The 22,374-nt window shown below is 62.6% G+C and carries 18 protein-coding genes; 2 read left to right on the top strand and 16 right to left on the bottom strand.

Annotated features, from left to right (window positions below):
* Positions 1–27: 27 nt before the first annotated feature.
* The 5 genes from ligA to ftsZ form a co-directional block, all read right to left on the bottom strand.
* The gene (gene ligA, locus ACXYMS_RS04365) at positions 28–2,202 is read right to left on the bottom strand and encodes an NAD-dependent DNA ligase LigA (RefSeq protein WP_458903989.1); all 2,175 of its coding nucleotides are present in this window, start codon (positions 2,200–2,202) and stop codon (positions 28–30) included.
* 95 nt (positions 2,203–2,297) lie between these two features.
* A complete protein-coding gene (recN, locus tag ACXYMS_RS04360) occupies positions 2,298–3,968 on the bottom strand; it encodes a DNA repair protein RecN (protein ID WP_458903987.1) in 1,671 nt (556 codons plus the stop codon).
* A gap of 167 nt (positions 3,969–4,135) precedes the next feature.
* Entirely contained in the window at positions 4,136–4,981 is an 846-nt protein-coding gene (locus ACXYMS_RS04355) for an outer membrane protein assembly factor BamD (RefSeq protein ID WP_458903985.1), read from the bottom strand.
* Positions 4,982–5,077: 96 nt separating this feature from the next.
* Positions 5,078–6,034: a UDP-3-O-acyl-N-acetylglucosamine deacetylase gene (gene lpxC, locus ACXYMS_RS04350; RefSeq protein ID WP_458903983.1), complete on the bottom strand. Its 957-nt coding sequence runs from the start codon at positions 6,032–6,034 to the stop codon at positions 5,078–5,080.
* Between the two features lie 108 nt (positions 6,035–6,142).
* Positions 6,143–7,807 carry a cell division protein FtsZ gene (ftsZ, locus tag ACXYMS_RS04345; protein ID WP_458903982.1) on the bottom strand — a complete coding sequence of 555 codons (1,665 nt, stop codon included), beginning with the start codon at positions 7,805–7,807 and terminating at the stop codon, positions 6,143–6,145.
* Between the two features lie 233 nt (positions 7,808–8,040).
* Between ftsZ and ACXYMS_RS04340 the strand changes: the two genes are divergently transcribed.
* On the top strand, positions 8,041–8,322 hold the full coding sequence (locus ACXYMS_RS04340; protein ID WP_458903980.1) for a hypothetical protein: 282 nt from the start codon (positions 8,041–8,043) through the stop codon (positions 8,320–8,322).
* A gap of 18 nt (positions 8,323–8,340) precedes the next feature.
* On the opposite strand, the gene ACXYMS_RS04335 is transcribed toward ACXYMS_RS04340, so the two are convergent.
* Positions 8,341–9,282 carry a LysR family transcriptional regulator gene (locus ACXYMS_RS04335; protein WP_458903979.1) on the bottom strand — a complete coding sequence of 314 codons (942 nt, stop codon included), beginning with the start codon at positions 9,280–9,282 and terminating at the stop codon, positions 8,341–8,343.
* A 96-nt stretch (positions 9,283–9,378) separates the two neighbouring features.
* On the opposite strand from ACXYMS_RS04335, the gene ACXYMS_RS04330 reads away from it, so the two are divergent.
* Positions 9,379–10,404: a zinc-dependent alcohol dehydrogenase family protein gene (locus tag ACXYMS_RS04330; RefSeq protein ID WP_458903977.1), complete on the top strand. Its 1,026-nt coding sequence runs from the start codon at positions 9,379–9,381 to the stop codon at positions 10,402–10,404.
* Here the strand turns inward: ACXYMS_RS04330 and ftsA are convergent.
* From ftsA to ACXYMS_RS04280, 10 genes are all read right to left on the bottom strand, one after another.
* Complete coding sequence (ftsA, locus tag ACXYMS_RS04325) at positions 10,362–11,675, bottom strand: cell division protein FtsA (RefSeq protein ID WP_458903975.1); 1,314 nt, start codon at positions 11,673–11,675, stop codon at positions 10,362–10,364. The genes ACXYMS_RS04330 and ftsA overlap by 43 nt on opposite strands.
* Positions 11,672–12,553, bottom strand: a complete 882-nt coding sequence (locus ACXYMS_RS04320; protein ID WP_458903974.1) for a cell division protein FtsQ/DivIB — start codon at positions 12,551–12,553, stop codon at positions 11,672–11,674. Before ACXYMS_RS04320 ends, ftsA begins: the two co-directional genes overlap by 4 nt.
* Positions 12,541–13,461, bottom strand: coding sequence for a D-alanine--D-alanine ligase (locus ACXYMS_RS04315; RefSeq protein WP_458903972.1), 921 nt, complete (start codon positions 13,459–13,461; stop codon positions 12,541–12,543). Before ACXYMS_RS04315 ends, ACXYMS_RS04320 begins: the two co-directional genes overlap by 13 nt.
* Positions 13,458–14,876: a UDP-N-acetylmuramate--L-alanine ligase gene (murC, locus tag ACXYMS_RS04310; protein ID WP_458903970.1), complete on the bottom strand. Its 1,419-nt coding sequence runs from the start codon at positions 14,874–14,876 to the stop codon at positions 13,458–13,460. Before murC ends, ACXYMS_RS04315 begins: the two co-directional genes overlap by 4 nt.
* On the bottom strand, positions 14,873–15,991 hold the full coding sequence (murG, locus tag ACXYMS_RS04305; RefSeq protein ID WP_458903968.1) for an undecaprenyldiphospho-muramoylpentapeptide beta-N-acetylglucosaminyltransferase: 1,119 nt from the start codon (positions 15,989–15,991) through the stop codon (positions 14,873–14,875). Before murG ends, murC begins: the two co-directional genes overlap by 4 nt.
* Entirely contained in the window at positions 15,988–17,148 is a 1,161-nt protein-coding gene (locus ACXYMS_RS04300; RefSeq protein WP_458904610.1) for an FtsW/RodA/SpoVE family cell cycle protein, read from the bottom strand. Before ACXYMS_RS04300 ends, murG begins: the two co-directional genes overlap by 4 nt.
* A gap of 205 nt (positions 17,149–17,353) precedes the next feature.
* Positions 17,354–18,103 carry a DUF4394 domain-containing protein gene (locus ACXYMS_RS04295; RefSeq protein ID WP_458904608.1) on the bottom strand — a complete coding sequence of 250 codons (750 nt, stop codon included), beginning with the start codon at positions 18,101–18,103 and terminating at the stop codon, positions 17,354–17,356.
* Between the two features lie 146 nt (positions 18,104–18,249).
* A complete protein-coding gene (gene mraY, locus ACXYMS_RS04290) occupies positions 18,250–19,335 on the bottom strand; it encodes a phospho-N-acetylmuramoyl-pentapeptide-transferase (RefSeq protein ID WP_458903966.1) in 1,086 nt (361 codons plus the stop codon).
* A gap of 26 nt (positions 19,336–19,361) precedes the next feature.
* A complete protein-coding gene (locus ACXYMS_RS04285; protein ID WP_458903964.1) occupies positions 19,362–20,759 on the bottom strand; it encodes a UDP-N-acetylmuramoyl-tripeptide--D-alanyl-D-alanine ligase in 1,398 nt (465 codons plus the stop codon).
* 159 nt (positions 20,760–20,918) lie between these two features.
* On the bottom strand, positions 20,919–22,355 hold the full coding sequence (locus tag ACXYMS_RS04280) for a UDP-N-acetylmuramoyl-L-alanyl-D-glutamate--2,6-diaminopimelate ligase (RefSeq protein WP_458904607.1): 1,437 nt from the start codon (positions 22,353–22,355) through the stop codon (positions 20,919–20,921).
* Positions 22,356–22,374: the final 19 nt, after the last annotated feature.

Here is a 22,374-nt window from a genome sequence, read left to right as displayed (position 1 = left end):
GCGCACTCTCCGTTGAAACGGCGGCGGCTACTGGCCGACGCGCTCGAACCATTCATCCTCGCTGATGACCTCGACCCCGAGCTCCTCGGCCTTCTTGAGCTTGGAGCCGGCGCCTGGACCCGCCACGAGGATATCGGTGGCGCTCGAAACCGAACCAGCCACCTTGGCGCCCAGGCGTTCGGCCATGGCCTTGGCTTCCGATCGTGTCATTTTCTCGAGCGAGCCAGTGAACACCACAGTCTTGCCGGCCACCACGCTGTCGGCGGAGATGACCACCACATAGGGTTGGGGTTGCACTTCGACCAGCAGGCCGTCAAGCGCCTGCACATTCCTTTCATTGGCGAAGAAGGCCATGATCGACGAGCGTACCGTCTCGCCAATGCCGCCGATCTCGGGGAAGACCGAGTGGCCATCCTCGTGGTGCGCGGCGGCAAAGGCCACATCGCGGAATTTCTCCACTGTGCCGAATTCCTTGGCCAGCAGCGCCGCAGTGGTTTCGCCCACATGGCGGATGCCCAGGGCGTAGATGAAGCGATCCAGTTCCGGTGCGCGGCGCGCATCGATGGCGTCGAACAGCTTTTTTACCGAAACCGGGCCGAAACCATCGGCATCCTTGAGCTTCTTGACTGAACGCTCATCCCGCCCCTTGAGGGTGAAGATATCGGCTGGCCGGGCAATGCGGCCCTCGGCATAGAACTGAGTAACCTGCTTGTCGCCCAGCCCGTCAATGTCGAGCGCATCGCGCGCCACGAAGTGCTTCAAATTCTCCACCGCCTGGGCCGGGCAGATCATTTCGCCGGTACAGCGGCGCACTGAATCCAGCTTGCCGGACTTTTCATTGAGCTCGCGCACCGCCTCCGACCCGCAGGCCGGGCAGATATGGGGGAAGACGAAGGGCGCGGCCCCTTCAGGACGCTTGTCCAGCACCACATCGACAATCTGCGGGATGACGTCGCCGGCGCGCTGCACGGTGACCGTGTCGCCCACCCTGAGGTCGACGCCATTACGGATCGGCTCGCCATTATTGCCGATGCCCTTGATATAATCCTCATTGTGCAGCGTGGCGTTCTCGACCACCACGCCGCCCACGGTTACCGGCTGCAAGCGCGCCACGGGCGTCAAGGCGCCGGTGCGCCCCACCTGGATATCGATGGCGGTGAGAATAGTGATCGCCTGTTCGGCCGGGAACTTGTGGGCAATGGCCCAGCGCGGCGCACGGGCGACAAAGCCCCAGCGTTGCTGCAGGTCGAGCCGGTCGAGCTTGTAGACCACGCCATCGATATCGTACCCCAACGTGGCGCGCTGCGTTTCGATCTTGCGGTAATGCGCAATCAGCTCTTCTGCGCTCTGGCTGCGCAGCATCAGCGGATTGGTGGCAAAGCCCCATGTCTTGAACTTGTCCACCACCTCGGCCTGGGTCGCCGCAGGGGGCGTCGGATTGCCGTCCCCATCCTCGGCAATGCCCCAGGCATAGGCGAAGAAATTAAGATTGCGGCTGGCGGTGATCTTGGGGTCCTTCTGACGCAGGGAGCCGGCGGCGGTATTGCGCGGATTAACATAGTCCTGACCGCCGAACTTGGCCGAATGATCCTTCAGCCGCTGGAATTCGGCATGGGTCATATAGACCTCGCCGCGAATTTCGATCACAGCGGGCCAGCCGGCGCCCTTCAGCTTGTGGGGAATGTCGGCAATGGTCTTGAGGTTCTCGGTGATGTCCTCGCCCACGGCGCCGTCGCCCCGCGTGGCGCCGCGCACGAAAACGCCGTTCTCGTAGCGCAGCGAAGCCGACAGGCCGTCGATCTTGGGCTCGGCCGTGAAGGCCAGGACGAATTCAGGATCGCGCAGAATATCAGCCCCGAAGAACTTTCTGGCTCGCGCCACGAAATCGGTGACGTCCTCGTCGGAAAACGCATTGGCAAGGCTGAGCATGGGCACGCCATGGCGCACCTTAGCAAAGCCCTCGGCCGGGGCCGCACCCACGCGCTCAGAGGGACTGTCGCTCCGCACCAGATCGGGAAAGCTCTGCTCGATGGCGTCATTACGGCGCTTGAGCGCATCGTAATCCGCGTCCGAAATCTCCGGCCGGTCCTGCTGGTGATAGGCGATATCGGCAGCGTCGATGGCCGCAGCTAGCCGTTCAAGCTCGATTCGGGCCTCATCCTCGGAGAGATCGGAAACGTCTTTGCGGGAAAGATCGGACATGGAGATACTCGTCAGAGATTCTGGCCAAGAGGATAGCCCCACCTGACCTCCTCCTGATAGGGGCAGGAACAGATCAGAGCCCCGCTGGTAAAATGTTATCCCACCGCGCCGAGCAATTTCTTGGCAGCAGCGCGGGCTTCGCTGGTAATTTCGGCACCGGCGAGCATGCGGGCAACTTCTTCCTGCCGGCTGCCCTTGTCCAGCGGCCGCACATGGGTGCGCATGAAGGCGCCCTCCTCGATCATCTGCTTTTCGATGAGCAGGTGGCGATTGGCGCGTGCGGCGACTTGGGGCGCATGGGTGACAGTCAGCACCTGCACGGTGCTGGCCAGCCGAGCCAGGCGACGACCGATGGCGTCGGCCACTGCCCCGCCGACCCCGGTGTCGATTTCGTCAAAGATCAGCACCGGCGCCGAGCCACGATCGGCAAGCACTACCTTGAGGGCCAAGAGGAACCGGCTCAGTTCACCGCCCGACGCGACCTTGAGCAGTGGTCCCGGCGTGGTGCCCGGATTGGTCTGCACATGAAAGGCAATCTGGTCGAACCCATTGGCCGAGACGCGTTCGCCATCGGCCTGGTGGTCGACGATGAATTTTGCCGCGCCCAGCTTGAGATCGGGCAATTCCGCCTCGACCGCCTTGCTAAGTGCCTTGGCAGCCTTCCTGCGCCCGGCGCTGAGGATATCGGCGGCCTCGCGATAGCGGGCCCGCGCCGCCAGTTCCTCGCTTTCCAGCGCCTTGAGCCGGCTTTCCCCGCCTTGCAGCGTTTCGAGGTCGCTCTCGAACTTCGCTAGCACGGCGACGAGTTCATCCGGTGTCGTTTGATGCTTGCGGGCCGCCGCACGCAAGGCAAAGAGCCGTTCCTCAACGGCCTCCAACTCGCCCGGATCAAAGGCCATTTCGCGCTTGAGTTCCTCCAGCGCATCGGTCGTGCGGTCCAGCGTCACCAGCGACGCATCCAGCGCATCGACGACGGGCTGGAAGAGGTCCGCCCCCCCATCGATCTTGCGCATCAGCCGCCGCATCAGCGAAGCCAGTGCCGGGGTCGGCGCATTGGGGCCGTTGAGAATCTCGTCGATCTCCACCACGTCGGACGCGGCTTTTTCAGCCTGTTGCAATTGCTGGCGCCGCTCCGCCAGTTCCTCTTCTTCCCCGACCGCGGGCTTGAGTTTGCCCAACTCCTCGACCGTGTGGCGGGCATAATCCTCCGCGGCCAGCGCCTCGTCCACCAGCGCCCGCTGCTCCTGAACCGCCTGTTGCGCCTCGACCAGCGCCGCCCATAGATCGCGCACCGCATTGGCCTGCACGCCCAACTCGCCAAAGGCATCGAGCGAAGCCCGATGGGTCGCTACATCGACCAGAGCGCGGTCATCATGCTGGCCGTGGATTTCTACGATCTGCCCGCCGACCTTCTGCAGCAGCGAGGCCGAAACCGGCTGGTCATTGATGAAGGCACGGGTGCGCCCATCGGCAAACTGCACGCGCCTGAGGATGACATCCTCATCATCGGCAATGGCATTGTCGCGCAGCAGCGCCCGCGCAGGGTGGCTGGCAGCCAGTTCCAGCACGGCAACCACCTGCCCGCTCTCCTGCCCCTGGCGCACCAGCGAGGCATCGCCCCGGCCGCCCAGGGCCAGGGTCAGAGCATCGAGCAGGATGGACTTGCCCGCGCCGGTCTCGCCGGTGAGGACGGTCATGCCGGAATCAAGGGCGAGATCGAGCTGGTCGATAAGAACGATATTGCGGACTGACAGCGCGTTGAGCATGCGCAAACTTCCCGGAGCTGCACCACTGATCGTTGCCGCTTGTACCATCGCCTGCCCGATGGGGCGCCCCTACCGAGCACCCATCCACAGCAAAGGCTGAACAAACGAAACCGGGACGCATGATAGCGCCCTGGAACAAAATAGCAACATCGATTATCTGGTAGCGGTCAGGTCCGCACGGCGGCGAGCCAACTGCCCGAATTGAGCTGCGGGGCAAGACCCTGCTTGCCGAGCACCTCAAAGGCGCGCTTGTACCAGTCGCTGGACGGGTAATTGTGGCCAAGTACGGCAGCGGCCGACATCGCCTCATTGGTCAGGCCCAGCAGCAGATAGGTCTCGGTCAGGCGGAACAGGGCTTCCTCGATATGGGTCGAGGTCTGCCAGCGTTCCACCACTTCGCGGAAGCGGTTGATGGCGGCGGCATATTGCCCATTGCCCTGGTAATAACGGCCGACCGACATTTCCTTGCCGGCCAACTGGTCATAGGCCACCAGCAGCTTTTCCTTGGCATCGATGGCATGCTCGGACTGCGGATAATTGTTGATCAAGAGGTTATAGGTGTCGATGGCATCGCGCGACAATTGCTGGTCGCGGGTGATGTCCTTGATCTGCGCGTAGTAGGCGGTGGCCTTGATCCAGAGCACATAGGGCACTTCCGAACTCTGCGGATAGAGTGCCAGGTAGCGGTCCGACGCCAGGATCGCCTCGTCGAACTGACCGATGCGATAATTCGCATAGGCCTGCATCAACTTGCCCTTTTCGGTCAGCGGATCACGCGGATGCTGGCGTTCCAGCTTTTCGAGCTTGGTTATGGCCGTCTGATAGTACTGGCGATCCATGTCCTCCAGAGCGCCTTGATAGAGCGCCTGAGCGGGCACGATCGGCTCTTCCTTGATCTTGACCGGACCGAACAGGCCGCCGCCCGCGCAGGCGGTCAGCACCGCGGCCATCAGGCCCATGGCAGCAAACCGGATGGCCCGGCTGGAAAACTGGCTCACAACGTCAAGCTTCACGAACTGCCCCGTTCAAAATCATACCGCAGCAAGACTGCGGGCCTATTTGGCAAATGGATCAAAACTGTGGCGCGGCCGAAGGGCTCGGTAGCCCTCTCAGCGTACGGACCGCAAGTAGTGATGGACTTCAAGACCGTCCGGCTGGTCCTCGAAACTCTCGAATTCCAGCGGCAGGTCTTCGGCGCTGACTATTTCATAATTGGCTTCGCTGGAAAAGAGCGACGCCAGGACATGCGCATTGAGGGCATGTCCACCCTTGTAGGAGCGGAACTTGCCCCAGATCGCCAGCCCGCCCAGCGACAGGTCGCCAATGGCGTCGAGCAGCTTGTGGCGGACGAATTCGTCCTCGTAGCGCAGCCCGCCAGGATTGAGCACGCGGTCTTCATGCACGGTGATGGAATTATCCAAGCTCGAGCCGAGAGCATAGCCGGCCTGGCGCAGGATCTTGGCGTCGCGCACAAAGCCGAAAGTGCGGGCCTGGGATACGTCCTCGAAATAGCGCCGGGGGGTCCAGTCGAAGATCATGCGCTGGCGGCCAATGACCTTTGAATCGAAGTCGATTTCCAGGTCCAGCGCCCTTCCGTTATAGGGCTCGAGCGCGGCAAAGGCGTCATTGTTGCGCACGGTAACAGCGCGCAAGATCTTGAGAAATTTCTTCTGCGCCGGCTGCACTTCCATCCCGATCTCAAGAATAGCCGAGGCAAAAGGATAGGCCGAACCGTCCATGATCGGGCATTCAGGCCCATCAAGCGTGATCAGGGCATTGTCCACGCCCATGCCCGAAAGCGCCGAGACCACATGCTCGACGGTCGCCACGCTGACACTGTCACCCAGGTCCAGCGTCGTGCACAACGTCGTGCGGGTCACGCGCGAATGATGCACCTGCACTGGCTTGGTGAAGCTGCCATTGCCCAGATCGCGACGGATCGAATAGCCATTGTCAGCAGCAGCCGGCGCCATGGTCAGGGTCACCGGCTGCGCACCATGCACACCGTAACCAGAGAAGCTGACTTCGCCGGCAAGCGTGCGCTGGCGCGTGGAAAGTTTGTTCATGCCTGGAAATGCTCCGCCCGGACGTTCACGCTTACAAAACTGTTAGCCAAAAAAAACTCGGTGCGGAAGCCGCACCGAGGGAGCTTTTTGGAAAAGATCAACGAAGGATCAACCGTGCTTGCGCAGGAAAGCCGGGATTTCCAGGTGTTCCTTCTGCGCCGGAGCAGCGGGCGCGCGTCCCTGATTGTCCAACTGGCCGCGGGCACCCTCGCTAGCCGGTGCAACGCGGGAAGTCCTTGCCACACCTGCCTCTATTGCACTGCGTGCAGCGGCATCGTCTGCCAGGCTTGCCTGCGGCTCGGGGCGAGCCTCCGCCTGCTGCGGGCCCAGGTTCAGGCCGACATTAGAGGCCAGGCGCTTGAACAGGGCACGTGCATTGCGCGGCTCGGCGTCATGACGTTCCTGCCCATCCTGTGACCGGCGCGCAACAACCGGCAGTTCCTCGGTCCGCGGCATGCGGCGCTGCCCATCGGGGCGGGCAGCGTGCGAGGGCACATAAACGCTCGGAATCGGTTGCTCCTGCGTCATCGATGCTTCTTCCGGCTCCATCATGGATTCGGCTTCCGGCATATAGGGCTCGACTACGATGCCATCGTCTTCCATGGCGTAAGACTGGGTCGGCTGATGAGCAGCAAAGGCCTCAGCAACGGCAGTCTCGACCTGATGACCGATTTCCTCGGCTTCGAACTCGGCAGTTGCGGGCATCACTGTCTGCGGCACCACCGATCGCTCGGCTGGCACGTGCCGCTTGACCGAAAGCGGCGTGCGCGAGGCATGCGGCTTGGCCGGCTCCATGGCCTGGACCATGGTGGCATCGGTTCCGGTGGCAACGACGGAAACGCGCAGGGTGCCTGTCAGGCTCGGATCGTAGGTCGCGCCCAGAATGATGTTGCAGTCGGTATCGACTTCCTCGCGGATGCGGCTGGCAGCTTCATCGACTTCGTAAAGGGTCAGGTCCGGGCCGCCGGTGATGGAGATCAGCAGCCCCCTTGCACCATGCATCGACACATCATCAAGCAGCGGATTGGCAATGGCGGCTTCGGCGGCATGACGGGCACGATCCTCGCCCGACGCCTCGCCGGTCCCCATCATCGCCTTGCCCATTCCGCGCATCACGGCGCGCACGTCGGCAAAGTCGAGGTTGATCAGGCCTTCCTTGACCATCAGATCGGTAATGCAGGCGACGCCGGAGAACAGCACCTGGTCGGCCATCGCAAAAGCGTCGGCGAAAGTGGTCTTCTCATTGGCCACCCTGAACAGGTTCTGGTTCGGGATGACGATCAGCGTGTCGACATGGCGGTGCAATTCATCAATGCCGTCTTCGGCCAGGCGCGCACGCCGATTGCCTTCGAAATTGAACGGCTTGGTGACCACGCCAACCGTCAGGATGCCCTGCTCACGAGCGGCGCGGGCCACGACGGGTGCAGCGCCTGTACCGGTTCCGCCGCCCATGCCGGCGGTGATGAACACCATGTGCGATCCGGAGAGATGATCATTGATCTCATCCCAGCTTTCCTCGGCGGCGGCGCGACCCACTTCGGGGTGCGATCCGGCGCCCAGGCCTTCGGTAACGCCGACGCCAAGCTGAATGATGCGCTGGGCCTTGGAAAGCGCCAACGCCTGTGCGTCCGTATTGGCAACGACGAAATCGACACCGTCCAAACCGGACTCGATCATGTTGTTGACGGCGTTGCCGCCGGCGCCGCCCGTACCGAACACGGTAATGCGGGGCTTCAGTTCCTGGATGTCCGGTATGGTCAGATTGATGGTCATAGGTGGCCCCATAGTGGCGTGGTTGATTAAGATTTACGCAGCCATTCGTTAACTCCAGCCTAACAAGTGAGTCGGTCCGGTTAACTTTCCCGCAAAATGCGACACGTTCCGGTTACCCCTTCACACCAAGTTAACCACGCCATACCGCGCACGCGCCGGGACACAGGACGCCCTCCATATAACCAATGCGTAATATATCCGATTAGCAATCTACCAACGATGGAGAGAGACCAATGACAAAAATCTTTCCCTGCCTCTGGTTCGACAACAACCTCAAAGAGGCCATCGAATTTTACCGTACACTACTGGAATGGCCTTCTCGCCAATGGCGGCAAGGAAAGCATGTGCGGCTGGCTAAAACACAAATTCGGCCTGAGTTGGCAAATTATCCCGAAGCCCTCTACCGGACCGTAGGCGGCAGCGACCCCAAAGGCGCCAACCGCGCCATGCAGGCCATGCTGCAGATGCGAAAGATCGATATCGCGGCCATCGAGAAGGCCTATGCGGGGGTCTGACCGGGTAAACACGACCGCTCAACGCGAGCGAGCATCTTGCGAATGTTGCTGCGCGTCAAAGCGCAACGGCAGTTGCGCCGCCAATGCATCAATGGCTAGTCGCAGCTTCGGCGCGATATGGGGTGTTCGCCGCCAGACCGCGTAACTTTCATAGGAAAGCCCCTGCTGGTCTTCCATTACCCATATCAGTCGGCCATCGCCAAAAGCATCCGCCACCAGCCAACGCGGTAGCCATGCCAGCCCCATTCCTGCCTGCGCAGCATCTGCAATGGCATCGAGATCATCGAACGCCAGCCTGAATGGCGGCGTGATCGTCTGGACCGCACCCGCCAATGGAAAGCGCCAGGGGCGCACCTGCCCTCCCCGCACATAGATAATGCCCTCGTGGTTCGCGAGATCGGGCAGTCCCGCAGGATGACCACGCTGCGCGAGACAGATTGGCGATGCGCATACGACCATCTCCTGACGGGCAAGCATCCTGGTCGACAGTCCGGCGCGGTTCTCGAGCCCGTCATTGCGCACCGCAAAACTTCGCACCGCCAGATCAAATCCGTCTTCGAGATCGATGAATTGATCGGTCAGCGAAAGCACCAACTCAAGCCCCGCGTGCTGCTGCGCAAGATCCACAAGGATCGGTGCCACGCACCGCCTGCCCAATAAGGCTGGCATTGTGACCCTCAAGCGGCCCCTAGGCTCATCGCGCTCCCGTTCAGCCAGTGCTTCGGCAGCGTCAGCCTCTGCGAGCACTATGCGACACTGCGCGTAATAGGCGCGACCGATCGCTGTAAGGTTCTGCCGGCGCGTGGTCCGTTCGAGTAACCGCACATCCAGTCGCTCCTCCAGGAACCGCAGATGCTTGCCCACCATCTGCGCCGAAATGCCCAAGGATTCCGCGGCAGCCGTCAGAGACCCTGCATCCACCACCCGCACAAAGGCCTGCATGCTGGCAAGACGGTCCATTACAAACTCCAGGTTTCAGAAGAAGGTCGTTTTCGGCGATTTTTCCCAGATAAGCGCTCTGTCACCTTCTTTCCACACCGTCTTCCAGGAAATCAAATGCCACGCTTCGTTCGTTTTCACACCATTGGCGCTCCGGAAGTCCTTCGGGTTGAGGAAGCCTCGGCCCTGGAGCCGGGCCCTGGCGCCGTGCGCATTGCCGTACGCGCCATAGGACTCAACCGAGCCGAGGCCCTGATGCGCTCTGGCCGCTATATTGAAGCGCCGCCCCTGCCATCCGGACTTGGACTTGAGGCCTCAGGTGTCATCGACGCCATTGGCGCCGGTGTCCCAGTGCTGGCTGTGGGCGATGCTGTAAGCGTCATTCCAGCCGTGACCATGGCCGACTCCCCCACCTATGGGGAGAGCATTATCGTTCCTGCCGAACGCGTTGTTCTTCACCCGCCGCTGCTCGGGTGGGAAGAGGCCGCAGCGCTATGGATGGCCTACCTCACTGCCTATGGAGCACTGATCGAAGTGGCGCGCATCGGTCCTGGAGACCTTGTGGCTATTACGGCACCGTCAAGCAGCGTTGGCCTTGCCGCCATTGCCATTGCCCGCGCCGCAGGTGCCGAACCCATCGCCATTACTCAATGCCCGGCCAAGCAGAAGGCGCTCCTCGCCCATGGCGCCGCGCATGTTGTCGTCAGCTCCAGCCGATCAGGCGCACTTGACGTGCCAGGTGCCGGCAAGCTTGCAGTCGCGCTGGACGCTGTCGGCGGGGGGATGGTTTCCCGTCTGGCGCCCCTCATGGCCCCGGGAGGGATCATTATCGAGTATGGCGGTCTCGATCCAGCGCCGATGGTCATACCATTCAATGACCTGCTAGCGCGCCAATTGACCGTGCGGGGCTATCTCGTCCACGAACTTACGACTCGAAAAGACCGGTTGGCGACTGCGGTCAAATATATCAACGAGGGCGTCACGGCGGGACGTTTCCGGCCGGTGCTGGCGCGTATCTTCCCCTTCGAGGCGATAGTGGAGGCACACCGTTTCCTCGAATCCGGCACCCAGTTTGGCAAAGTGGTCGTCAGCCTGCGCCCTCAGAAGCTTGTGCGCAGCCAGTTGCCGACGCGGGCGATATAGCCGTCCGTGCCGGTCAGCTTGCCCCTGCCGCGGGGCTCGACATATTCCTGAGAGCAGACCTGCGGATAGACCAGCATGCCCGCCATAGTGGCGAAGGCCGCGCCCTTTGCGATCTCGGGCAGGCCGGCAATACCCATGGGGCGGCCATTGCGCACATTGCGAGCGAGGATGCGCCGCGCCACTTCGGGCAGGCCGGTCATCTCGCTGGCGCCGCCCGTCAGTACAAAGCGGCGGCCACACACATCCATCATCCCGGTTGCCTGCATGCGGTCGCGGATGGCGGTGAGGATTTCCTCCATGCGGGGCCGCATGATGCGGGTCAGCACCGCACGCGGAATTTGCCCCGGCGCCTCGTCATGCGACGCGCCAACCGGCTGGATGGCGATCATCTCGCGCTCGTCGGTCAGGCCCGGCAGCACCGAGCCATGAAGGGTCTTCAAGCGCTCCGCATCGGCCACGCTCACCGAAAGCTGGCGGGCAATGTCGAGGGTCAGGTGATGTCCGCCAATGGCGATGGCGTCTACATAGACCATGTGCCCGTCATTGAAGACCGAGACGGTCGTGGTCGCCCCGCCAAAGTCGATACAGGCCACGCCAAGCTGGGATTCATCGTCGACCAGCGTCGCCAGTCCCGATGCATAGGGTGTCGCCACCAGCGCTTCGATCTGCAAATGGCAGCGATGCAGCACCAGTTCGAGATTGCGCATGGCCAGCGTCTCGGCGCTGACCACAGCAACATCGACGCCCAGCTTTTCGCCCACCATTCCCTTGGGATCGCGGATGCCCTTTTGCCCATCTAGCGCATAACCGATCGGCAATGCGTGGATGATTGAGCGTTCCGGGCGTATCGAGCGGGCATTGACCGCTTTGAGCACGCGGAAAATGTCGGTCTTTTCCACTTCCTGCCCGTCGAGCGAGACGGCAGCAGAAAAGGTTTCCGAGCCCAGCCGCCCGGCGGTCACGTTGACCAGCACACTTTCAAGCGTCAGCCCCGCGGCGCGCTCTGCCATGCCCACCACATTGCGAATGGCGTGCTCAGCCTTTTCGATATCGGTGACCACGCCGCTCTTGACGCCTGCGGCGGGACCATAACCAAAGCCGATGACTTCGGCCTGATGGGTCCGCCCCTTGAGCGCCCTGCCCTCGGGTCGCGGCGACAGGCGCGCGATCACGCAGCAGATCTTGGTGGAGCCGATGTCGAGCACGGCCACCAGCGTCGTCTTGCCGGGCTGGACCGGCCGCAGTCGGGAGGTCATTGCATCGGTGATCATGATTGTTCGGGGTCTTCGTCGGTCTGATTGGGGCGCACGGCGACGACACTGTCGATCCGCAGATCGATGATGGAGACGTCGCGATCAAGGAGCTGGTAGTCACTCTGGTAGGAAACGAGGCGGGTCATGGCCTGCGCCACGCCCTGCTCGGGCAGTTGCACCCTCAGCCCGGTGTCATAGATCAGGTCCCAGCGGCGGTCGGCGATGCGCGACAGCGCCACCAACCCGTCCTCGAGCATGGGAAAGCCCTCAAGGGCGCGGATCATGGCAAGGGCATCGTCTGCCGCCCCATCCCCGATCACCAGCGGCAGACCGGCATAGCCCTCCCCGGCCTCGCCGATCTGTTCGCCCCGACCGTCGATCAGGAAGGTTACCCCGTCGACCGCCCAGCGCGCCACGGGCGCCTTTTCGGTGACCAGCACGGTGACATCACCCGGATAGGTTTTGCGCACGGTAACACTGTCCACCGCCGGCAGTTCTGCAACGCGCTGCCGCGCGGCCTCGACGTCAAAGCCAAGTGTGGACGTATGCGGCTCAATGCCCAGGGCGTCGAAAATCTGCTGTTCGCTGGTCAGCGTCTGCCCGGAAATCTCAATCTCCCCGATGGCAAGTCCTGCCTGGGCAAAATTGCCCTGCGCCATGCCGCCCAGAGTATTGACGAGTTGGCCGGTTGGCTCGCGCACTTGATAGAGTGCCAGCCCGGTTGCCAAGATGGCGGCCACCATGGCGCCGCGGCGGATCAGCCCGCCATGCAGCACGAAGGCGCGGTTGAAGCGATTGGCCAGCCGCCGACGCGGCGTGCGAACGGGAACAGGCAGTGCGCGCGGATCCACCAGTCGCGCTCCGGCGAGAAAGGCCTCGCTCTTTACCTGTTGCAACTCGCGTCCTCCACCATCCAGGAGACCAGTTCTTCGAAGGAATGCCCCGCATGAGCAGCCTGCTCAGGCGCCAGTGAGGTCGGTGTCATGCCCGGCTGGGTATTGATTTCCAGGCAGACAAGTTCCCCGTCTTCACCCACCGCGTCGTTGTACCGGAAATCTGTCCGGGTCACGCCGCGGCAACCAAACACCGCATGGGCCTTCAGGCTCAACTGTTGCACTTTGTCGTAAATTTTAGGTTTCACCTGCGCCGGGATAATATGGCGCGAGCCGCCCTCAATGTACTTGGCCTCATAATTGTAGAAGGCCAGGTCGGTCACGATCTCGGTGACACCCAGAGCCACATCGCCCATGACGGCGCAGGTGAGTTCACGCCCTGGAATATAGCGCTCGACCATCACTTCTTCGCCCGAATTCCAGTCCTCGCGCAGGATTTCCTGCGGCGGATGGTTCTGATCACCCTTGACGATGAATACCCCGAAGCTGGAGCCGTCAGAGATCGGCTTGATCACATAGGGTGGCGCCATGACATGATTGCGCCCGGCTTCGGCACGAGACACGACAAGGTGATCAGTGACAGGAATACCCGCGGCCTTGAGCATGATCTTGGCCTGGTGCTTGTCCATGGCCAGAGCCGAGGCCAGCACGCCCGAATGGGTATAGGGAATTTTCAGGAGTTCGAGCACGCCCTGGATCATGCCGCTCTCGCCGAACGGCCCGTGCAGCGCATTGAATGCCACGTCTGGATTGAGGGTGACCAGCACCTGGGCCACATCCCGCCCGACATCGACCTCGGTGACCAGATATCCCGCGCGCCTCAATGCGGCAGCGCATTCATGGCCACTGCTGAGCGAAACTTCTCGCTCGTTGGACCAGCCCCCCATGAGCACGGCGACATGTTTGGTCATTTTGCGGCCTCGCCCATCAGCGCTTCAAGTTCACCCGGCAGGCCGGCGGCCCATTGGGTGATGTTGCCGGCGCCGAGACACACGACGTAATCGCCCTCCGCCACCCGGCTCGCCAGGAGCGGCGCCAGGGCATCCGGACCGTCGATGACGCGCGCGTCGCGATGGCCGCGGGCGCGGATGCGGTTGACCAGCTCTTCATGGGTAACGCCTGGCAGCGGCTGCTCGCCCGCCGCATAGATCGGCGCCACGATGACCGTATCGGCATCGTTGAAGCAGGCGGCAAAATCGTCGAACAGGTCCTGCACCCGGCTATAGCGGTGCGGCTGTACCACCGCGACCACGTCGCGCCGCGCCGACTGCCGTGCGGCGCGCAGCACCGCAGCGATCTCCACCGGATGATGCCCGTAATCGTCAATGATCGTCACACCCGCGACCTCGCCGGTCTTGGTGAAGCGGCGCTTGACCCCAGTAAAACCCTTGAGGCCCTTGCGAATGGCCTCGGCAGGCACATGCAACTGGTCGGCTACGGCGATGGCGGCCGTGGCATTGAGCGCGTTGTGGATGCCCGGCATAGGCAGTTCCAGCCCATCGATGCGCAATTGCGTCTGGCGGATGCGGTCGCGGATTTCGACTGCGAAATGCTGCACGCCGTCCCGGTTTTCAAGGTCCGTCAGACGCACATCGGATTGCGGGTTCTGGCCATAGGTGATGACGCGGCGGTCGCGAATGTCGCCCACCAGCGCCTGCACTTCAGGATGGTCGAGGCACATTACGGCAAAGCCGTAGAAGGGCACGTTCTCGACGAACTGGTGGAATGCTCTCTTGACCCCTTCGAAGTCGCCATAATGATCGAGATGCTCGGGGTCGATATTGGTCACCACGGCGACGTCGGCCGGCAGCTTGACGAAGGTGCCGTCGCTCTCGTCGGCTTCCACTACCATCCACTCGCCGCCCCCGAGGCGCGCATTGGTGCCATAGGCATTGATGATGCCGCCATTGATCACGGTCGGATCGAGATTGCCGGCGTCCAGCAGCGTCGCCACCAGCGTCGTGGTGGTAGTCTTGCCATGGGTGCCGCCAATGGCAATGGCGGTCTTGAAGCGCATGATCTCGGCCAGCATCTCCGCACGCCGCACCACCGGCAGGGCGCGGGCCCGCGCCGCCATCAGTTCGGGATTGTCCTTTCGGATGGCCGAGGAAATCACCACGACCTCGGCCTGACCCAGATTGTCGCCGCTCTGGCCGATCTCGACCTTGATGCCCATGTCGCGCAGGCGCTGCACATTGGGGTTGGCCGCCATGTCAGACCCCTGCACCACATAGCCCTGGTTGTGCAGGATTTCGGCGATGCCGCTCATGCCGATGCCGCCAATGCCGATGAAATGAACCGGCCCGATATTGCGGGGCATCTTCATGGTGTGGGTCTCCCTTCGATATGGGCATGCTTGCCGGCCAGCATTTCGGCCAGGTCAGCCAGCTTCTCGACGGCGCGCGGCTGGCCCAGCGACAGGGCCGCCGCAGCGGCGCGGTTGAGGCGGGCCGGGTCGGTCAAAAGCTCGTGAAGTCGAGTGGCAAGCGATTGCGGTGAAAGCGTGGCCTGCTCAGCTACCCAACCACCACCACCCTCTTCCATGAAGAGGCCGTTGTGCTTCTGGTCGGAGTCCAGCGATCCCGGCAGCGGCACGAGAATGGCCGGCCGGCCAATGACGCAAAGCTCGGTAATGGTCGAGGCGCCGGCCCGCGCGATCACCAGATGTGCGGCGGCAATGCGTTCTGGCAGGTCCGGAATGAATGCGGCCAGCTCCACGCTGGTGCGCGACTGGCGATAACTCTCCGCCACACGGTCGATATCCTCTGGCCTGGCCTGCTGCACGATCTGCAAGCGGTGGCGCAGATCATCAGGCAGCAGCGCGACGGCGGCCGGGACGATGTCGGACAGCACCCGCGCGCCCTGGCTGCCGCCGGTCACGACCAGGCGGATCGGCCCCCTGTCGTCCAATTGAGGATATGCCTTGCCCGCCAGCGGCCGCAGGCGGTCGCGTACCGGATTGCCGGTAACGACCTTTTCCAGCCCGTGCTGGTCGGCAAACCGGGTCGTCGGAAAGCTCATGGCCAGAATATCGGCGAAGCGCGCCAGCGCCCTGTTGGCCCGGCCCATGACTGCGTTCTGTTCATGCAATATGCCGGGGATGCCCAGGAGGTTCGCGGCAATGAACGGCGGGAACGTGGGATAGCCGCCAAAGCCGACCACCGCGTCGGGTCGCAGCTTGCGCAGCCTGGTCCAGGCCGTGCCGATCCCGCGCGTGATGGTGATGCCCGCCCCCACCAGCCTGACCGGATTGGCGCCTGACGGCGTGGCCGCCGGGACGATATGGATTTGTCGGGCCGGAAAATCGGCGCCGTAGCGCTCCACGCGGTGATCGGTCATCAGCTCGACCGCATGGCCGCGCCGGATCAACTCCTGCGCCAGGGCCATGGCCGGAAACAGGTGCCCACCCGTTCCCCCTGCAATAAGGACGAAGGTTTTCATTCGGCGGGGGCTACCACGGCGCTGCGATAGGTGGGAAGGCCGGTCACCATGCGTTCCTCAGGCTTTGTGCGGGTCAGGGCCAGCATTAGCCCCATGCCGAAGGCCACGGCAATCATAGACGTGCCGCCATAGGAGACGAAGGGCAGCGTCATGCCCTTTGCCGGAATGAGATTGAGGTTCACCGCCAGATTGATGCCCGACTGCATGGCGAACTGCACCGCAAGGGTGGAGGCGGCAAGCCGGGCAAACAGCCCCGACTGCCGCTGGGCCGCCAGCAGCGCCCGGATGGCGATGAAGCCGATCAGGCCGACCAGGCCCATGCAGAAGAGAATGCCGAATTCACCGGCAGCCGCCGAGAAGACAAAGTCGGCATGGGCGTCGGGAATGAGCCGGTTTGCCGTCGACTCGCCCGGCCCTCGACCAAACCATCCCCCCTCCATCAGCGACTGCATGGCGCGGTCGATCTGATAGGTATTGCCATCTTCAGGATTGACGAAGGAATCGATGCGACGGGCAAAGTGCGGGAAAAATGTATAGGCGCCCACCAGCAGGCCGCCAGCCGCGCCGCCAAGGCCAATGATGACCCACCAGGAAATCCCCGAAAAGAACAGCAGCACCGCCCAGGTCGCCATGACCAGGGCTGTCTGCCCCAGATCCGGCTGCAGCAGCAGAGCGCCGACAATGGCCAGCATCAGTACCGTCGCCAGGACCCGCCCAGGCACATTGCGATGCAGCATGGATTCAGAAAAAAGCCATGCAGCGATGACGGCAAAGGCCGGTTTGACGAATTCGGTTGGCTGTAGGGACTGCCCGCCCAGGTTGATCCAGCGCCGCGCACCCTTGACCTCGGTGCCGAAATGCAAGGTGGCCCAAAGGAGCATCGTCATGACGACGAGCGTCCCGAGTGCAGCGAAGCGTGCCTGACGATGGCTCAAAAGCGAAGTGGCGATCATGACCGGGACCGCGACCAGGCAGAACATGGCGTGGCGGATGACGAAGTGCCACTCATCCAGGCCAATGCGCTCGGCCACGGCCGGGCTGGCGCCAAAGCTCAACACCATGCCGCAGGCCAGCAGCATGACCAGCGAACCCAGCAATTCGCGGTCAATCGACCACCACCACTCGGCAAGCGGGGTTTTTTCGGCACGGGAAAACATCATGGGGAGCGGACCAGGTACGCGATACAAACTGTTTCCAATTGTACCCGCGCTTTGGTTACCGATTTGCCAAGCCGTTTTGCGTTTTGCGAATCCGGCACAAAGTAAGGGTCCCGGCATTGCCGAGACCCTCTCCTGCGTCACAGGTTGCGCTAAATACGCGGAGCCTCGTAAAAAGGTTCCATCGCATCATTCGCGGTTTTGACTATTGCAGGATGGCGATGTCGCTGATCATCCCGTCAACGCCTTCGATCGACCCCCAGGCTTCGGCAGTGCCGGTTTCAAGGTCGACGATGTGCAACACATTGTCGACCACCAGATAGGCAGTGTTCGTCAGGTCTTCGGTCGCCGCGATATCGAACGCATAGGTCGAGCCTTCCACGCCCAGCTTGCCGATGGCCGCCAGCGTGCCGTCATTGGGCGAAACCTGCTGGATCAGCGCCGCAATAGTGGCGTCGATGTCATACATCGCCGTCGCCTCCGGCTTGCCGATGGAATTGATATAGGCGGCAGCGACAATGGCCGGGGTCTCTCCCGCATGCATGTCGGCGTCCTCATAGGCAAGCGAGCCATCCACGGTGACCATGCCGTCATCGACATTGACGCGGTGATTGATGCCGTCGGTGCTCATCAGGCGCAGGCGGTCAGCCATCGGGTTGAAGTCGACAATGGCGCCGTCATAGCTGGCGAGCTTTTCTGACGCGGTGGATTTGACTGTCGCAGCGCCCGAAGCGGTATCGATGGTGACGATTCCACCATCCAGGGTAACGCCATAAAGCATCTTGTCGGCCGGACGGACGTCGATGCCGGCCAGGCTATCGACACCTGTTACATCCATGGTGCCCGAGACGGTGCGCGTCTCGGTGTCGAACATAACAAGCGTCGCCCCATCCACCAGCCCGACGGCAGGAGCGGCATGGGCCAGGGTCGTCAGGGAAGCGGCGCCGGCAAGCATGGCGGCGGAAAGGGCAAGGCGGGATTTTGCGGTCACGTGAAGTCTCCTCGTTGTCCGGTCACGACAGCGGACGCGACCCGAAATGGCTGTGACGATTTCTTTCGTCGCAACCAGTTACGAGGCAAATGAGGAGAGAGTTTCAGAGCCTAGCGCAGTTTCAGGCTCGACAGGCCGATCAGCGCCAGAACGAATGAAATGATCCAGAAGCGGATCACCACCTGGCTTTCCGTCCAGCCCAGATGCTCGAAATGGTGATGGATCGGCGCCATTCGGAACACCCGCTTTCCGGTCAATCGGAAGGACGTCACCTGCACGATCACCGAAACGGTTTCGAGCACGAACAGCCCGCCAATGATGGCCAGTACGATCTCGTGCTTGGTGGCCACCGCAATGGTGCCCAGCGCGCCGCCCAGGGCCAGCGAACCGGTATCGCCCATGAAAATCTGCGCTGGCGGCGCGTTGAACCACAGGAACCCCAGTCCGGCACCGATCAGCGCACCGCAGACTACGGCGAGTTCAGCTGTGCCCGGAACCGAGTTAAGCAGCAGATAGTCGGCATAGTTCTGCGATCCGACGAGATAGGCGATCAGCCCGAAACAGGCCGCCGCCACCATGACCGGCACGATGGCGAGGCCATCGAGGCCATCTGTGAGGTTGACCGAATTGCCCGCCGCCACCACGACGAAGCCGCCGAACAGAATATAGAAATAGCCCAGATTGACGGCCAGGTCCTTGACGAAGGGGAAGAGCAGCGAGGTGCCATAGGCTCCCGAGGCAAGCTGGGAGATGGCAAAGGCCGCAATTCCGCCGATCAGGGCTTCCAGGATCAGCCTTTGCTTGGACCCGAAGCCCGCATGGCTCATGCGCTTGACCTTGAGATAGTCGTCGTAGAAGCCGATGGCGCCGAAGCCGATGGTCACGAACAGCACCACCCAGACATAGCCATTGGTCAGGTTCGACCACAGCAGGGTCGAGATCACCGCACCGGAGAGGATCATCAGCCCGCCCATCGTGGGCGTGCCCTTTTTGGTGAGGAGATGCCCCGCGGGTCCATCCTCGCGAATAGGTTGGCCCCTACCCTGCTTGACGCGCAGCAGGGCGATCATGCCCGGCCCGAACAGGAACACGAAAAACAGCGCCGTCACCACCGCTCCGGCCGTGCGGAAGGTGATGTAGCGGAAGACATTGAAGGCGGCGATCTGCTCACCGAGCTGGCCGAGGAAATAGAGCATTCTGTGGGGCTACTCTTTTGGGTGTGTCAGCTCTGCGCGAACCGCGTTTTGATTTCGGTGACGATGCGCGACAGGCCGACACCATTGGACCCTTTGACCATAAGTGCGTCGCCATAGGCAAGGTCGGCAATGATGACGTCCACGGCATCGACAACGCCCGCGAAATGGCCGGCGACGAGGCCATTGGGCAAGGCCGAGGCCAACGCCGCAATGTGATCCCCCACCAGATAGACTTGGTCGGCCCCGCTGGCCGTGACCGCATCCGCCAAGCCGGCATGATGGCTATCGGCCGCGGCACCCAGCTCGAGCATGTCTCCGAGCACTACGATCTTGCGCCCGCCCGGCGCTGCAACGCCCGCAAACACCTCCAGGGCCGCCTCCATCGAGGCAGTATTGGCATTATAGCTCTCGTCGATGACCAACAGGGGTTTTTCTGCAGGTCCGAATACCATTCGCTGCCCGCGGCCCGGCTGCGCGCCGAATCCGGCTAGAGCCCGCAGCGCCACCTCCGGCTCGATACCGGCAATTTGCGAAACCGCCAGCGCCGCCGTGGCATTTGACAGCATGTGCCGGCCGGAAACACCCAATGCCAGCGCGTGGCGCTCATCACCATGTACGATTGTAGCAAAGCCCCGGTCAGCGGCGGTTTCGGGCTCGGTGATCTGCCAGTCGACCCCGCGCGCAAAACCATAGGTCACGATGTTGGTGACGCCGGCGGCGGCTGCAGCCTCCAGCAACAGGTTGATCTGCTTGTGATCGGCATTGAGCACTGCCGTGCCCCCCGGCTCCAGCCCTTCGAAGATTTCCGCCTTGGCCCGGGCGATGTTTTCTATACTCCCCAGCTTTTCCAGATGCGCCGGGGCAATTGTGGTGATCACCGCAACATGCGGGCGCACCATTTGGCTGAGGGGCCGGATTTCGTCGGGCGCATTCATGCCCATTTCGAACACGCCGAACTGCGCCGTCTCGGGCATTCGCGCCAGCATCAGCGGCACGCCCCAGTGATTGTTGAAGCTCTTGATCGAAGCATGGGTTTCCCCGGCCGCCTCGAACACCACCCGCAGCGCTTCCTTGGTCGTGGTCTTGCCCACGCTGCCGGTAACGCCCACGATAAAGCCGCGGCTCCGCTCGCGTGCGGCCCTGGCGAGGTCGCGCAATCCGGCAAGCGCGTCTTTTGCAATGACGCGACCTGGGCCTTCACCGCGTCCTTCACTGACAAGCGCGGCAACGGCCCCATTGGCCAGCGCCGTTTCAACAAAGTCATGCCCGTCGAAGCGATCACCCTTGATAGCGACGAACAGCGCGTCCGGGCCTAGCTCGCGCGAGTCGATGGAGATCGAATTGATCGCATTGGCCGAAACGCCGGAGGCAGTGCCACCTGTGGCCGCAACAACGGCGTCGAGTGTGAACAGGGGTGGGGTCATGAGGATTTGCCGCGCATGAGATACAACTCCCTCCCCCTTGCGGGAAGGGTTGGGGTGGGGGGCCGTTTACAACGAAACATCGTGCTCGACCACCACCTTTTCCCAGCCTCCCCCGTCCTGGGGGAGGAGCCGGACCGCGCGTGCGGCAAGTCGGCGACTTTATTTCTTGACCGCTTCTGCGACCACTTCATGGTCCGAAAAATGCGACTTGGTCGTGCCGATGATCTGGTAGGTTTCGTGGCCCTTGCCCGCAACCAGCAGCACATCGCCGGCCTTGAGGCCCTTAACTGCTTCTTCGATGGCTTGCCTGCGGTCCCCAATTTCGCTTGCCCCCTTGGCGCCGCCCATGACTTCGGCGCGGATCGCCGCCGCATCCTCGGTGCGAGGATTGTCGTCGGTGACGATCACCACATCGGCAAGTTCGCTGGCAATTTCGCCCATTTGAGGGCGCTTGCCCTTGTCCCGGTCGCCGCCACAGCCAAACACCACATGCAGCTTGTTCTTGGCATGGGGACGCAGGGTCTGCAGCGCCGAGCGCAGGGCCTCGGGCTTGTGCGAATAATCGATGAAGATGGCGGCGCCATTGTGCTCGGCCACCAGTTCCAGCCGGCCGCGCGCCCCCACCAGCTCAGGCAGGGCGCCAAAGGCATCGGCCTTGTCGACACCCGCCGACATGGCCAGCGCGGCCGCGATCAGGGCATTGGAGACCTGGAACTCGCCGGGGATCTTGAGGTGGAAACTGACCTTTTCACCGATATGGCGAACCTCGACGCGCTGCCCATAGCCTTCCGGCTTGATCGAGAGGATTTCCATGTAGGCGCCCTCGCGCCCAACCGTCAGCAGCGTGGCACTGGCCGACAGGGCCGCGAACATGAACTGCTCATGTTCGGGATCGTCGACATTGACGATGGCCGCGCCACCATCGACCAGGAGATCGGTGAACAGGCGCAACTTGGCGTTGCGATAGGTATCCATGTCGCCGTGGTAATCGAGATGGTCGCGGCTGAGATTGGTAAAGGCCACTGCCTCGAAATGCACGCCATCGAGCCGATGCTGGTCGAGGCCATGGCTGGAGGCCTCAAGCGCCACATGATCGATGCCCTGGGCCTTGAGGGCCCGCATCGCCTGGTGCAGCGTGCGCGAATCCGGCGTGGTCAGCGCGCCCTCGATCACCCGCTTCGAAGTCTCGATGCCCAGCGTACCGATGCTGGCCCCCGGCAATCCGGCGTGATCCCAAATCTGTCGCACGAAGGACGCTACAGAGGTCTTGCCATTGGTACCGGTCACGGCCACGAGGATTTCCGGCTGCGGTTCGAAGACGCGGCTTGCGGCGCGCGCATAGGCGGCGCGCACATCCTTGACCACGATCACCGGCACGCCGGGATCACCGGGCGGGGCCGCATCGGTCACCACAGCCAGGGCGCCGCGCTGCACGGCGTCCGCTACGAACTGGTTGCCATGCACCTTGGCGCCGGGAAGCGCGAAGAAGATGTCGCCCGGTTCGATCCTGCGGCTGTCTGAATTGAGCCCGAAAATGGCGCCCAGCCCCTTCTTGGGGCGAGCTCCAGAGCCTTCGAGCAGTTGGGTAACGCTAATGGACACGACGTCAAATCCT

It is taken from the genome of Devosia sp. CAU 1758 (genome assembly GCF_054482695.1).
Note: the sequence above shows the minus strand (reverse complement) of the source record. Positions and strands in the feature narration are given on the sequence as shown.

What these genes read in the sequence shown, in the direction of transcription:
- ligA (WP_458903989.1), bottom strand. Translation starts at nt 2,202, where the DNA reads ATGTCCGATCTTTCCCGCAAAGACGTTTCCGATCTCTCCGAGGATGAG.
- recN (WP_458903987.1), bottom strand. Translation starts at nt 3,968, where the DNA reads ATGCTCAACGCGCTGTCAGTCCGCAATATCGTTCTTATCGACCAGCTC.
- lpxC (WP_458903983.1), bottom strand. Translation starts at nt 6,034, where the DNA reads ATGAACAAACTTTCCACGCGCCAGCGCACGCTTGCCGGCGAAGTCAGC.
- ftsZ (WP_458903982.1), bottom strand. Translation starts at nt 7,807, where the DNA reads ATGACCATCAATCTGACCATACCGGACATCCAGGAACTGAAGCCCCGC.
- ACXYMS_RS04340 (WP_458903980.1), top strand. Translation starts at nt 8,041, where the DNA reads ATGACAAAAATCTTTCCCTGCCTCTGGTTCGACAACAACCTCAAAGAG.
- ACXYMS_RS04335 (WP_458903979.1), bottom strand. Translation starts at nt 9,282, where the DNA reads ATGGACCGTCTTGCCAGCATGCAGGCCTTTGTGCGGGTGGTGGATGCA.
- ACXYMS_RS04330 (WP_458903977.1), top strand. Translation starts at nt 9,379, where the DNA reads ATGCCACGCTTCGTTCGTTTTCACACCATTGGCGCTCCGGAAGTCCTT.
- ftsA (WP_458903975.1), bottom strand. Translation starts at nt 11,675, where the DNA reads ATGATCACCGATGCAATGACCTCCCGACTGCGGCCGGTCCAGCCCGGC.
- ACXYMS_RS04315 (WP_458903972.1), bottom strand. Translation starts at nt 13,461, where the DNA reads ATGACCAAACATGTCGCCGTGCTCATGGGGGGCTGGTCCAACGAGCGA.
- murC (WP_458903970.1), bottom strand. Translation starts at nt 14,876, where the DNA reads ATGAAGATGCCCCGCAATATCGGGCCGGTTCATTTCATCGGCATTGGC.
- murG (WP_458903968.1), bottom strand. Translation starts at nt 15,991, where the DNA reads ATGAAAACCTTCGTCCTTATTGCAGGGGGAACGGGTGGGCACCTGTTT.
- ACXYMS_RS04300 (WP_458904610.1), bottom strand. Translation starts at nt 17,148, where the DNA reads ATGTTTTCCCGTGCCGAAAAAACCCCGCTTGCCGAGTGGTGGTGGTCG.
- ACXYMS_RS04295 (WP_458904608.1), bottom strand. Translation starts at nt 18,103, where the DNA reads ATGCTTGCCGGCGCCGCTTCCCTGACGACCCTGGCCCATGCCGCTCCT.
- mraY (WP_458903966.1), bottom strand. Translation starts at nt 19,335, where the DNA reads ATGCTCTATTTCCTCGGCCAGCTCGGTGAGCAGATCGCCGCCTTCAAT.
- ACXYMS_RS04285 (WP_458903964.1), bottom strand. Translation starts at nt 20,759, where the DNA reads ATGACCCCACCCCTGTTCACACTCGACGCCGTTGTTGCGGCCACAGGT.